Annotated in this window: 10 protein-coding genes; 6 read left to right on the forward strand and 4 right to left on the reverse strand. The window is 70.4% G+C overall.

The window, feature by feature from the left end:
- Positions 1-121: 121 nt before the first annotated feature.
- Positions 122-292: a hydrophobic protein gene (locus tag ABZ434_RS24185; protein ID WP_359140541.1), complete on the reverse strand. Its 171-nt coding sequence runs from the start codon at positions 290-292 to the stop codon at positions 122-124.
- A 364-nt stretch (positions 293-656) separates the two neighbouring features.
- On the opposite strand from ABZ434_RS24185, the gene ABZ434_RS24190 reads away from it, so the two are divergent.
- Positions 657-1,325, forward strand: a complete 669-nt coding sequence (locus ABZ434_RS24190) for a HEAT repeat domain-containing protein (RefSeq protein WP_359140544.1) — start codon at positions 657-659, stop codon at positions 1,323-1,325.
- Positions 1,326-1,328: 3 nt separating this feature from the next.
- Entirely contained in the window at positions 1,329-2,333 is a 1,005-nt protein-coding gene (locus tag ABZ434_RS24195) for a MerR family transcriptional regulator (protein ID WP_359140549.1), read from the forward strand.
- Positions 2,334-2,553: 220 nt separating this feature from the next.
- On the opposite strand, the gene rph is transcribed toward ABZ434_RS24195, so the two are convergent.
- On the reverse strand, positions 2,554-5,151 hold the full coding sequence (gene rph, locus ABZ434_RS24200) for a rifamycin-inactivating phosphotransferase (RefSeq protein ID WP_359140783.1): 2,598 nt from the start codon (positions 5,149-5,151) through the stop codon (positions 2,554-2,556).
- A 471-nt stretch (positions 5,152-5,622) separates the two neighbouring features.
- Here rph and ABZ434_RS24205 point away from each other — a divergent pair, with 471 nt between their 5' ends.
- The 3 genes from ABZ434_RS24205 (at position 5,623) to ABZ434_RS24215 (ending at position 9,640) form a co-directional block, all read left to right on the forward strand.
- Complete coding sequence (locus ABZ434_RS24205) at positions 5,623-7,245, forward strand: phosphodiester glycosidase family protein (RefSeq protein ID WP_359140552.1); 1,623 nt, start codon at positions 5,623-5,625, stop codon at positions 7,243-7,245.
- Positions 7,246-7,305: 60 nt separating this feature from the next.
- Positions 7,306-8,307 (forward strand): alpha/beta hydrolase family protein, encoded by a 1,002-nt coding sequence (locus tag ABZ434_RS24210; RefSeq protein WP_359140555.1) that lies wholly within the window; start codon positions 7,306-7,308, stop codon positions 8,305-8,307.
- Positions 8,308-8,434: 127 nt separating this feature from the next.
- Positions 8,435-9,640 carry an MFS transporter gene (locus ABZ434_RS24215; protein ID WP_359140786.1) on the forward strand — a complete coding sequence of 402 codons (1,206 nt, stop codon included), beginning with the start codon at positions 8,435-8,437 and terminating at the stop codon, positions 9,638-9,640.
- 129 nt (positions 9,641-9,769) lie between these two features.
- On the opposite strand, the gene ABZ434_RS24220 is transcribed toward ABZ434_RS24215, so the two are convergent.
- Together ABZ434_RS24220 and ABZ434_RS24225 are read right to left on the reverse strand one after the other, a co-directional pair.
- Positions 9,770-11,305 carry an MFS transporter gene (locus tag ABZ434_RS24220; RefSeq protein WP_359140558.1) on the reverse strand — a complete coding sequence of 512 codons (1,536 nt, stop codon included), beginning with the start codon at positions 11,303-11,305 and terminating at the stop codon, positions 9,770-9,772.
- A gap of 94 nt (positions 11,306-11,399) precedes the next feature.
- Positions 11,400-11,693, reverse strand: coding sequence for a hypothetical protein (locus ABZ434_RS24225; RefSeq protein ID WP_359140561.1), 294 nt, complete (start codon positions 11,691-11,693; stop codon positions 11,400-11,402).
- Between the two features lie 114 nt (positions 11,694-11,807).
- Between ABZ434_RS24225 and ABZ434_RS24230 the strand changes: the two genes are divergently transcribed.
- Positions 11,808-12,422 (forward strand): TetR/AcrR family transcriptional regulator, encoded by a 615-nt coding sequence (locus ABZ434_RS24230; RefSeq protein WP_359140564.1) that lies wholly within the window; start codon positions 11,808-11,810, stop codon positions 12,420-12,422.
- Positions 12,423-12,449 lie beyond the last annotated feature (27 nt).

A 12,449-nucleotide genomic window follows, 5' to 3' on the forward strand; every position in this document is an offset into this window, starting at 1 on the left:
TAGAATAGATAGTACAAAAAGAGAGCCTCCCCCAGGCGCGCGCCCAACAACCCCCCCCTGGGGGGGGCCCCCCGGCCCCCGCGGGGCCGCCACCCCGCATTGCTGGAACGGTTGCGGACGACTACCAGCGGTACCAACGGCCACGGCGGCCACCCGCTCCGGCAGAACGCATGACGAAGCCGAGCAGCCAGACGGCCAGCACGATCACCGCAACGATCCACAAGGCCTTCAGTGCGAATCCGGCACCGAAGAGAATGAGCGCGAGCAGAAGAACGAGAATCAGGGGAACCATAGTTATCAACCTCCAGAACATCGTGTGCCCCGGCCGCCGCCTTCCATGTATCCGAGATATCGAGTTTGTTCACAGGGAATGCGGGAACGACCTATCATTTGACCGGCGTTCCACCTCGGCCGCCCATTCTTCTTGTTCTCACCTCGTCGCTATTCACATTCCGTTGCGCGAACGCGCCGAGAGCGGGACGCCCAGGACTTCGGAGCGAGCCAGGAGATCCCGGAGAACGCGTCACCGCTTCAACAGCGGGCGACAAGCCCACAGGCGCTCCCGCAGAGCTGAGGCATCTCCCTGAAGCGGCCGTTCCGCTGCTTGACCTTGACACGGTGGCAGGCCCTTCACTGATGCCGAGGAGGTGGTCGGGATGACGACCATGAGACAGGACGCGGGCACGTCGAAAGCGCTGCAGGAGTTGGATCACGGCCGTTCGTCCGTGCGGCTGCGGGCTGCCATGGCCGTCGGCTCCACGCCCGACCCACGGTACGTCGACACGCTCGTCCGGCGATGCGGGATCGAGCCCGACTTCTTCGTCCGCGACATGCTGACCTGGGCGCTCACCCGCCATCCGGTGTCCACGACACTCCCCAGGCTGGTCCGCGAGGTCCGTTCGGAACATGCGCAGGCCCGAAGTCAGGCGCTGCACACCCTGTCCAAGATCGGGGACCGGCAGGCCTGGCCTGCCCTCACACGTGCACTGCTGTCCGACGCCGACGACGGGGTGGCCCGGGCCGCCTGGCGGGCCGCGGTCGTGCTCGTTCCGGAGGGTGAGGAATCCGCCGTGTCCGCGGTGCTCGCGACGCAGCTCGGGCGCGGTGACCGGGAGACACAGTTGAGTCTCAGCCGCGCACTGGGCGCACTGGGCGACGTCATCGTTCCGGTCCTGGACGCACGGGCGACGGATGCCGACCCGAAGGTGCGCGTACACGCCCTCGCCACCCAGCGCCTGCTGCGCGATCCGGACGCCGGATTCGAGTTCGCGATCGAGGAGGCGAAGCGCGTCCTGGTCCTCGGCGAGCACGGCGAGAGACAATAGGACGTGCTGATCGGTGAAGTGGCAAGAAGGTCCGGGGTCAGTGCCCGGATGCTCCGGCATTACGAGTCGCTCGGTCTGGTACGGCCCTGCGGTCGTACGGGCTCCGGCTACCGGGAGTACTCCGGGGAGGACATCCGGCGGGTCTTCCACATCGAGAGTCTGCGGTCGCTGGGGCTGTCGTTGCGTGAGGTCAGACGTGCGCTCGAAGATCCCGGTTTCACACCGTCGGAGCTCGTCGGCGACCTGATGCGTCAGACACGCGAACGCATCGCGGCCGAGGCCGAGCTGCTCACGCGGCTGCGCCGGATCGATGCGGCGGGCCCCGTCGGCTGGGACGGCGTCCTCCAGGTCGTCGCGCTTCTCCAGGCCCTGGGTTCGACGAGCGCCGACGCGCGTCAACGGGCGGCCCTGGCCTCGGCCGACGAAGTTCCGTTGCCGGTGGAGGCCCTGGTCGAGGCAGCGCTGCGGGAGACCGAGCCGAACGTGGCCGGAGCCATTCGCTGGGCCCTGGCCCGGTCCGGCGACGGCGGTCCCGCGCTGCTGGCGCGGGGCCTCGGCTCGCCGGTGGCGGAGGTACGGGAGCGTGCCGTCCGTTCGCTCGCCGAGATGCCGGGTGATGAGGCGATCGCGGAGCTGCGGCACGCCCTCGCGAACTCCGACAGCGCGGTCCGGGGGTATGCGGCTCTGGCCCTCGGGGCACGTGGGGAGACGGCTGCCGTCCCGACCCTCATCGACATGATCGTGGAAGGAAGGAACGACACCGACGCGGCCGATGCCCTGAGCGTGCTGGCGAGCGACACCGTGATGGCGGACCGGATCGCGGCCGGACTCGTCGACCACCTCGCTCGTGAGGCCACCGGAGCGCCCGCACGCGGTCGGCTGACCCAGGCTCTGGCCGGCGTGCCGGGGGCGGCGGCGTCATGTGCCCTCGTGGAGCTGTCGCGTGACGGTGACCGTGCCGTCGCGATGACCGCCGCCTACCTCCTTCGGCTGCGCGACGCGCGGTGACGCCAGAGGACTCGCTCGGCGCCACCGTCCCGTTCGGGCGAAGCGCGGCGCAGGTCGACCACGACGTCAAGAGGCCCCCGGCGTGCGGCGTACGACCTCGTCGCAGACCGGTTCGTACGCCGGGAAGGCTCGCGGGCGATGGCGTCGCCCGGTGCGAACCCTCCCGGTGTCGGGGCGGTGACGGTCGATTTCCCGGCCGCCCCGTGCGCCGGGGCGCGGCTCAGGACAGCAGCTCGACGTACCCGTCCGTTCCGTGCACGCGGATCCGCTGCCCGTCCCGGATCAGGCGGGTGGCCTGCTCCACGCCCACGACGGCGGGCAGACCGTACTCCCGGGCGATCACCGCTCCATGGGTCATGACACCGCCCACCTCTGTCACAAGGCCGGTGATCCCGACGAACAGCGGCGACCAGCTGGGGTCGGTGAAGGCCGTGACCAGGATGTCGCCCGCTTCGAGGTCGGCCTCCGCCATGTCCAGGATGACGCGGGCCCTGCCCTCGACGGTCCCGGCGGAAACGGGGACGCCGACAAGGGCACCGTCCGGTACGTCGTCGCGCCGGTACGCCCCGGTGAGGGCCTCGCCGTCCGATGTGAGGACCCGGGGCGGGGTGAGCGCGTGGTACGACCGGAACGCCTCCTTGCGTCGCCGGATGAGCTGGTCGTCCGCCCGGTTCGAGCGCACGACGTCGTGGAACTCCTGGAACGTCAGATAGAAGACGTCCTCCTTCTCACGGAGCACGTGGTCCTGGACGAGGCGCTCGGCCTCTCCCAGCAGGGCCTGCTTGTAGACGAAGGACCGGCTGACGATGCCGTACTTCGGGTACTCCCGGTAACCGATGAAGGTTCTGACCCGGTCGATCATCCGCTCGGTCTCGGCCGCCTTCCGGTCACCGTCCGGCAGGGTCCGCAGGCGTGACAGCACGTCCTGCTCCTTCTTCCGGGCCTTCTGCCGCCCCTCCTCGAAGCGCCGCTCGGCGGCGCCCGCCTCGAAGTTCCTCACGTTGTCGAGGATCACGGGCACGAGTGTGGCCGGGCACTCGCGCCAGCGTGGCCGCGTGATGTCGATCTCGCCGACACAGCGCATGCCGTAGCGGTCGAGGTAGGCCTCGATGGCGTCGCGCGCTCCGGCCCCGCCCGCGAGTTTCGCCATCCCGTCCAGGAAGTCCTCGTCCTCGACGTCCTGCAAGTACGCCACCAGCTCCGGGAAGGGGCGTACCGCGTCCGCGACGGCGAGCAGCTCCAGACCCATCTCCGACGTGACGTTGCCGGGGGCGGACAGCGTGAGCGTGTCAGCTGCGTTCTTCTCGCCCAGCCACTCCCGCAGCTTGTCGTTGAGCCACCAGGTGGCCTCCATCCCCGCCATGATCACCTGAATGCTCAGCGGGTCGGCGAGGACTCGCTTGTGCTCGTCGAAGGCTTCCAGCAGGAAGTCGAACAGCGCCGGTCCGGTCTTCGTCCGGATGCCGCGCTCCAGGGCGGTGACGGATGCCCGGCTGCGCTCGATGAGTTCGGTGACGATGGCCGGATCGGTCTCGATCGGGGCGGGTGCCCCGCCGGCCGACGGCCCGCCGGGCACGGTGTCCGGGAGCGACGGGACGAAGTCGTCGCGTTCGAGCACGGTCTCCAGCGCGTCCCTGACCAGCGGATCACCCTTCCCCATGAGGTCCAGCAGCGCGGCGCGGCTCGCCGGTGAGGCCAGGCGCCTGGTGACGTCGACGAACAGCCTCCCGCCGGCCTCGTGCATGGCCACCATGGCCGTCAGCTGCCAGATCGACAACCCGAGGGGCTTCATGGGGTCGGTCATCATCTGCTGATGGCTTACGGAGACGTAGAGGTGGTTCTCCTCGTCGTCGCTCTCGGGGACGGGGAACAGTGTCGTGATCGGCCGGCTCTGAACGATGTGGAAGCCGTCGTCGACCAGGCACCATTCAATGTCCTGGGGGCAGCCGAAGTGGGCTTCGATGCGTCGTCCGAGCCGCACGAGGTGCAGCACCTGGGCATCCGTCAGCGCGGGCTGCTCCTGCCGCTGCGCGTCGATCGTCACCTCCTGCGTGCCACCGGCGGGCAGAGCGAGAACGGCACGCCGTTTGGCGGCGATCGCCCGGTCGACGACTTCGTCGTCCCGCACCTTGAAGACGTCCGGGTTCACCAGGCCGGAGACCAGGGCCTCACCGAGGCCGAAGCCGGCGTCAACGGTGGCGACCTTCCGATTGCCTGTGACGGGGTCGGCCGTGAACAGGATGCCGGACGCCTGGGGGAAGACCATCTGCTGCACGACCACGGCCATGTGAACCGTTCGGTGGTCGATGCCGTTGCGTCGGCGGTAGATCACGGCCCGCTCGGTGAACAGGGAGGCCCAGCACCGGCTGATGTGCCGGAGGATCGCCGCCGGACCGACGATGTTCAGGTAGGTGTCCTGCTGCCCGGCGAAAGAAGCCGTCGGCAGGTCCTCCGCCGTCGCGCTGGACCGGACGGCGTACGCGGCCTGCTGGCCGAGCCGGGTGAGCGTGCGGGTGATCACTGCCGCGAGATCGCCCGGAACGGCGGCCTCTTCGATGCTCCGGCGGATCTGCGCGCTGAGCGTGCGGATCGCCTCCCGGTCGTCCGCGCCGAGGCGCGACAGCTGGTCGATCCGGTCATTGATCTCCGGCGCTTCCGCCACCATTCGCCGGAAGGCGTCCGTCGTCACGCAGAAGCCGTCCGGCAGGCTGATGCCTTCGATACGCGACAACGCGCCGAGTTGGGCACCCTTGCCGCCGACGAGCGCGACCTGCGTCTCGTCGACCTCCTGAAGTGTCCGCACGTACTGCTCGGTCACTGCCATGCCTCCGAAGCAGCCTCGTCGCACCGCACCGGATGTGCCGATCGAATCACAGGCGCCTCCACACGCGTCGAACCTCTTGTCAGCCGCGACCTCGTCACCGGCTCTCCTTCCTCTGCCGTCCAGGGCGGCGCGCACCCGCGCACGGCCGCCCCGAGCGCTCTCTGCCGTACTGCCGCACCCACCGATCCTCCGGTGTCACCGCGTCCCCCATACACCAACGACACACGCACGTCGTGCCCCATTTCCGCAGGTTGTGGCCTCGGCCGACGATTGTGCGTCACCACCCGGGCCTTGCCGCAAGCCCCCCAGTGCGCTATACGTTAGGAGTGGCGAGGAGAGGGTTCTTCTCGCCACTGTCTGTTTCCGCGGTGTGCGTTCCTCCACCGAGTATTGACGTGAACACGCCTTGACTGGGGCCCGCTCTCCCCCGCACCTTTGCTGGGCGGATCTTTCCCAGGGGGGTACATGAACAGCAAGGTCCTCGGCGCGGCCACGGTCCTGTCCCTCTTGGCTGTGGTGGGCGCATCACCGGCGCCCGCTTCCTCCGAGCCGCGTCCGGCGCCGGGTCCCGTTCGCGCCCTGCCGCTGGGCGCTGTCGGGCTGACCGAGACGCGCAGCGCGCGGACGCTGCAGCCCGGCGTCACCCTCACCCGGATCGTGCGCGGTGCCGACGCCCCGGCGCTCCCGTGGACGGTCGAGATGTCCATACCCGGCGGCGCCACCTCGCCGGACCCCGACGCGCCGCCCGCGGCGCTCAAGGACCGGCCGAGTGCGGATGAGTTGGCCGCAGACATCGAAGGGGACGGCTTCGACGCCCGGTCCGAGCAGGTCATGACGCCGGCTGTCGCCGACTATGCCGGCGGGTCGCTCGGGTGGCGCGTCCGGGTCGGGCAGTTCGACTCCCAGTCCGCCGCAACGGCCGAACTCAGCCGGCTGAGAAGAGCCGGGTATGCCGGATCCGCCGTGTACACCGGCTGGGACGGCGATCCCACGGACCGCGGTCCGTGGCGGATCGACGTGCTCACCATCGACCCGGCCCGGTTCCGCGGCGGACTCGAGGCGTCGTACGGTCCCGATCTGGAGAACCGTGAGAGGACCAGTGAGCTGGCGGCCGCGGCCGGCGCGACCGCGGGGATCAACGCCGGCTTCTTCGTACTCGATCCGAAAGCGGGCGCACCGGGTGATCCGGCCGGTGTCGGTGTCTACGACGGCCGGCTGCTGAGCGAACCGGCGAACGGGCGCCCCGGTCTGGTGATACGCCGCGACGGCCGGCACAGTACGGTCGCCCGGCTCACCTGGGAGGGAAGGGTCGTCGGCCGGGAGGCGTCGCAGGCGCTGGACGGAATCGACCGCGTTCCGGGTTTGATCAGGAACTGCGGCGGCACGGAGGACGACACCCCGACCTCGCTGCCCCTGCACGACGTCACCTGCTCCGACCACGACGAACTCGTCGCCTTCACCCCCGACTACGGACGCCTGACGCCGAGTGGCGAGGGCGCCGAGGCCGTACTGGACACCCGCGGCCGGGTCCTGGAGGTGCGGTCACCACGTGGCGGGCCGCTGCCCGAGGGCGGCGGCTCCGTTCAGGCGACCGGCAGCCGTGTCGCGGAGTTGACCGCCCTCGCTCAGGTCGGCCGGCCCCTGCGCGTCGAGAAGACGTTGCGGGACGGCAACGGCCGCAAGGTCGTGCCCTCGCCGACGACCGGCATCCTCAACGGCGGCCCCGAACTGGTCCGCGACGGCCGCCCGCACGTGACGCCCGCCGCCGACGGGATGGTGCAGTCCGGCAACCCGAGCTTCTACTACGGCTGGATGCACAAGCGCAATCCACGCACGCTGGCCGGGGTGGACGCCGCAGGCAGGACCGTTCTGGTCACGGCGGACGGGCGCGCCACCGACGCCCTGGGGCTGAGCATCCCCGAGAGCGCCACGGTGGCGCGGGCGCTCGGCCTGCGTGACGCGGTCAATCTCGACGGCGGAGGGTCGACCACCATGGTGGCCGACGGCGACGTGATCAACGATCCGTCCGACGCGGCGGGTGAACGTCCCGTTGGAGACGCACTGCTGATCCTTCCCGACCGCGACTGACCGGGCCGGGACCGGGAAACCCCGGCCCGCGACCGTCCACAGTCCATGACAGGAGTCGCCATGACCGTCGTTCCGATCCGAACAGCACGCCTCCTGCTCATGGTTGGCGCACTGCTGTTCGCGCTGGTGTCCAATCCGCTGCCGGCCGCCGCGAGGACGAGCGGCCCCGGTTCGTCCCGGGGTGCCGAGGTCGTCGGCGTCACTCAGGTGGCCGACCGGCAGGTCGACCTGTCGGTTCGTTCACCGGCGCTCGGCGGCCGGACGGTGAAGGTGCGGCTGCTCACGCCGGACGGCTGGGATCCGGGCGACCGGAGCCGGCGCCGGCCGACCCTGTGGCTGCTGCACGGTTGCTGCGGGGATTACACGTCGTGGACCGCCCGGACCGACGTCGCCCGGACCGAGAGTCTGCGCGACGTCCTCGTGGTCATGCCGGAGGCCGGCTGGAACGGCTGGTACAGCGACTGGTGGAACTACGGCCTGGGCGGTGACCCGGCATGGGAGACCTTCCACACCAAGGAGTTGCCTCTCCTGCTCGAACACGACTGGGGGGCGAGCAGCAATCGCGTCGTGGCGGGACTCTCGATGGGTGGCCAGGGCGCCCTGCTGTACGCCGCCCGGCACCCCGGCATGTTCAAGGCTGCCGCCTCGTACTCCGGCTCCGTGCACCCGCTGCTCGACGACGAGTCGGTGAACCGCATCATGGGGTTCTTCGCCGGTCAGGACAACGACCCCCTCAGGGTCTGGGGCGACCCGGTCGCGCAGCGCGATGTGTGGGAGGCACACGACCCGTTCCACCTGGCCAAGCGCCTCAGGTCGATCCCGGTCTACCTGTCCTGCGGGGACGGCACGACCGGCCCCCTGGACGCGCCCGGCAGCACCAGCGCTCTGGAGGCCGACTTCGGCCGGCAGAACCAGGCCCTTGCGGGCGAGCTGGAACGCCGTGGCGCACGGCACGTGGTCACCCATTTCTACGGTCCGGGCACGCACGGCTGGCCCTACTGGGAGCGTGAGTTGCACGCGTCGCTGCCGATGCTGCTCGACGCCCTGGCGGCCGGCCGGTGAGCCGGTTCGGACGCCTGGGCCCGCCCCCGTAGCGGCCGGCGCCCCGCCGTCGGCCACGACGCACACCGGTCGCGCCTCGCGCCGTGCACGGTCCGGGCGGGTGGCCGATCGTAGGGTGACGCGGGTGATCGTTCGTGAGGGTGCGGTGAGAACAGGCAGTGGCCGGCGCCCCGGCTACCTGTCCGCGGCTGTGGTGTTCGCCATCGGGATGGCCGGGACCACACTTCCCACTCCCCTGTACGGCCTCTATCAGCAAGAGATCGGCTTCTCCGAGCTGATGGTGACGGTCGTGTTCGCCGTGTACGCCCTGGCGGTGATCACCGTGCTGATGCTGGTGGGCAACTACTCCGACACGGTCGGCCGCAGGCCCGTGCTGCTGTGTGCCATGGCCCTGTCGGCAGCGAGCGCGGGATGCTTCCTGCTGGAGAGCGGGCTGCCGCTGCTCTTCGCGGGACGCCTGCTGTCCGGTGGCGCGGCCGGCCTGCTGAGCGGCGCGGCAACCGCGGCGGTTCTGGAACTTGCCCGCCCGGGGCAGAAGGCGCGGGCCGGATTCGCCGCTACCGCGGCGAACATGGGAGGGCTGGGCTGCGGGCCGCTGCTGTCCGGTCTGCTCGCCGAGTACACACCGTGGCCGCTGGCGTTGCCGTTCTGGGTTCACCTGGGCCTGGTGGTGGTCGCATGCGGGATCACCTGGCGTCTGCCGGAGACCGTGACGCACCCTCGGCGCTGGCCACGGCCGTCGCCCCAGGGCGTGGCGGTTCCGCCCGAGGTGAAGGGGGTATTCGCCCGCGCCTCGCTGGCCGCGTTCGCGGGATTCGCCCTGCTCGGGCTGTTCACCGCGGTCGCGCCGAGCTTCGCCACGCAGACATTGGGCGTGGACAACCTGGCGGTGACCGGAGCAGTCGTGTTCTCCGTATTTCTGGCTTCGACCCTCGGACAGTCACTGAGCGGGCGGATCGGCCCGCGCTCCGCCCTGCCGCTCGGATGCGCCGCTCTCGTCGTCGGACTGCTGCTGGTGGCGTCCTCGCTGATCGCGGAATCCCTGCCGCTGCTCGTCCTCGGCGCCCTGTTCGGCGGAACCGGCCAGGGTCTGTCTTTTCGCGCGGCACTCACGCTGGTCAGCGACGCCGCTCCCGCCACGCATCGGGGCGGCACCATCTCGGCGTTCTTCGTCGTCGCGTACACCGGCATCTCGGTGCCGGTCGTCGGTGTCGGCGCCCTGGCCACGGGGTTGGGCCTGCGCGAGGCCGGCCTGATCTTCACCGGCTGCGTCATGTTGCTGGCGGCGGGTGCGGGAACCTATTCCGCCCTGCGGCCGCCGCCGCGCGCGTAGCCGCATCCGGTGGGCGAAGCCTCGGCCGTGGCCCCCTTCGCGTACACGTGCCACAGCGGTGACCGGGACGCTGAAGGCCGCGGTCACATGCTGACCGCGGCCTTCCGGTTGCCGGGGGTGCCCGGCGGCTCAGTGCGCGACGGCGGGGATCTTCAACTCCTCCTGAGTGCCTTCCGTGGCGTGCGAGGCGGCCGCCGGGCCACCCTGGTGGCCGGCCTTGATCATGGTCAGTGCGATGCCCGCGGCAAGCACCAGGATTCCGACTGCCCACCAGGTCGCGCTGGAGTATCCCTCCACCATGGCCTGTGCCTGCACCAGTTTCTGTGCGGCCGGAGTCGTCGCACCCGCCGCGTGCGCCGTGAGGTAGGCGGTCGTGGCCGAGGCCGCGATGGTGTTCAGGAGCGCTGTGCCGATGGCGCCGCCCACCTGCTGCGAGGTGTTGACCATCGCGGAGGCGACCCCCGCGTCACGCGGCTCGACGCCATGAGTGGCGAGCGACATCGCGGGCATGAACGCCGTGCCCATCCCGAGCCCGAGCAGCAGCAGGCCGGGCAGCACGAGACCGGCGTACGAGCTCCCGATGTCCATCTGGGTCAGGAACAGCATTCCGGCCGCGGCGGTCAGGAAGCCCGGGCCCATGAGCAGGCGCGGGGGAACCCTGGTCATCAGCCGTGCGCCGATCTGGGTGGAGCCCGTGATCATGCCGGCGACCATCGGCAGGAAGGCCAGGCCGGTCCTGATCGGCGAGTAGCCCTGGACGATCTGCAGGTAGTAGGTGAGGAACAGGAAGGTGCCGAACATCGCGATGACCGCGAGGCCGAGCGAGAGGTAGACACCCCCGCGGTTGCGGTCGGCCGGTACGCGCAGTGGCAGCAGCGGAGCCTTGACCCTGGCCTCCGTGACCAGGAACGAGCCCAGCAGCACCGCCGAGGCGACGAACATGCCGATCGTCAGCGTGTCGGACCAGCCGGCCGATTCCGCACGGGTGAATCCGTAGACCAGGGCGACGAGGCCCAGGCTGGAGAGCACCACGCCGGGGATGTCGAGCGGCGAGCGGTTGCGGCCACCGGCCGGCTCACGGATCACGAAGTACGCGCCCAGGGCGGCGACGATCGCGAAGGGGACGTTGACGAAGAAGGTCCAGCGCCAGTTCAGGTACTCGGTGAGGGTGCCGCCGAGGATGAAGCCAACGGCGCCGCCGCCGCCGGCGATCGCACCGTAGATACCGAACGCCTTGGCGCGCTCCCTGGCCTCGGTGAACGTCACGGCGAGCAGCGAGAGCGCGGCGGGTGCGAGCAGCGCGCCGAAGACGCCCTGCAGGGCCCGGGCGCCGAGCATCATGGCCTCGCCCTGGGCGGCGCCGCCGATCACGGAGGCGGTGGCGAAGCCGGTCAGGCCGACGAGGAAGGCCCGCTTCCGGCCCCAGAGGTCGGCGATACGCCCGCCGAAGAGCAGTAGGCCACCGAAGGCCAGGGCGTAGGCGGTGATGACCCACTGCCGGTTTCCGTCCGAGATTCCCAGGTCCTGCTGGGCGGACGGCAGCGCGATGTTCACGATGGTCGCGTCGAGCACGACCATCAGCTGCGCCAGGGCTATGAAGATCAGCGCCTTCCAGCGCCTCGGGTCGGGCCCGGCTTTCTGGGCGGAGACAAGTGTTTCGGACATGGGGGTACCCACTTCGGGACTCAATTCGGGACTGAACAAGGAGAACGGGGGCTGCCTGCGGAGCCTGCTTCCGCGCGCTCCGGGCGGTGCTGGGTCAGGCCGCGTCGCAGGCGGTGACGGGGTGTCGGCATCGAGCGGTCTCGGTGAGGGCGGGCGGGCCGTATGCCATATCGAGGGGGCCGGTACCGCCTGCCGGGGCCGCCCCGGCGTCGATCCGGTCATGGATCGCGCCGTCGAGAGTGGCGTCGATGCCTTCGAGGAGGTCCTGGAGGTCGTCCGTCGTGCGCGGGCCGATGGTCTTGGAGGTGACCCCGGGATGGGTGATCGCGAGGGCCACCGCCAGGTGCGACATCCTGATGCCGGTCCGGCCCGGCGTGCGGTACTTCATGCGTCCTCTCCCTCCCTGGGCTGCCGCTCGCGGCTCCGGCTAGAATGAAACCGGAACACCGTTCAGCAACGACAATACGGAACATTGTTCCGGAGCGCAAAGGGAAACCATTCCATGTCTGATCGCCCCACCGAGGCGCCGGTCGCCCGCCGCGTGCGACCCGACGTCCAACGCAACCTCGACGCCCTGCTGACCGCAGCCGCCGAGATCTTCGCGTCGGACGGCGTGGAAGCCCCCGTGCGGCGGATCACCGCCCGCGCCGGGGTGGGGGCGGGCACCCTCTACCGCCACTTCCCGCAGCGCTCCGACCTCATCACCGCCGTGTTCCGCCACGAGGTCGACGCCTGCGCCGAGGCGGCCCCCTCCCTCGCGGAGCAGCACGAGCCGGTCGAGGCCCTCACCCTGTGGCTTCAGCGCTTCGCACAGTTCGTCGCGACCAAACGCGGCCTGAAGAGCGCTCTGCACTCCGGCGACCCCGCCTACGAGAGTCTGCCCGCCTACTTCCAGCAGCGCTTCCTCCCCGTCGTGACGGAGCTGCTGGACACCGCCGCCGCAACCGGCGCGATCCGCGCCGACATCCCCCCGTACGACCTCCTGCGCGCCATCGGTGATCTCGTCTCGCCGGACGACCAGGGCTACACGCAGCGCATGATCACCCTGCTCGTCAACGGCCTCCGTTACGGCACGGACGGCGGCCGCCCCCTGACCGCGGGCGGCGAGTCCGGCTGACCGGCCCCGGGACCGGAGACGTGACGA

It is taken from the genome of Streptomyces sp. NPDC005761 (genome assembly GCF_040630635.1).
Lineage (GTDB): Bacteria > Actinomycetota > Actinomycetes > Streptomycetales > Streptomycetaceae > Streptomyces.

Excerpts from the sequence above, each read along its gene's own strand:
- ABZ434_RS24185 (WP_359140541.1), bottom strand. The coding sequence starts at position 292 with ATGGTTCCCCTGATTCTCGTTCTTCTGCTCGCGCTCATTCTCTTCGGT.
- ABZ434_RS24190 (WP_359140544.1), top strand. The coding sequence starts at position 657 with ATGACGACCATGAGACAGGACGCGGGCACGTCGAAAGCGCTGCAGGAG.
- ABZ434_RS24205 (WP_359140552.1), top strand. The coding sequence starts at position 5,623 with ATGAACAGCAAGGTCCTCGGCGCGGCCACGGTCCTGTCCCTCTTGGCT.
- ABZ434_RS24210 (WP_359140555.1), top strand. The coding sequence starts at position 7,306 with ATGACCGTCGTTCCGATCCGAACAGCACGCCTCCTGCTCATGGTTGGC.
- ABZ434_RS24220 (WP_359140558.1), bottom strand. The coding sequence starts at position 11,305 with ATGTCCGAAACACTTGTCTCCGCCCAGAAAGCCGGGCCCGACCCGAGG.
- ABZ434_RS24225 (WP_359140561.1), bottom strand. The coding sequence starts at position 11,693 with ATGAAGTACCGCACGCCGGGCCGGACCGGCATCAGGATGTCGCACCTG.
- ABZ434_RS24230 (WP_359140564.1), top strand. The coding sequence starts at position 11,808 with ATGTCTGATCGCCCCACCGAGGCGCCGGTCGCCCGCCGCGTGCGACCC.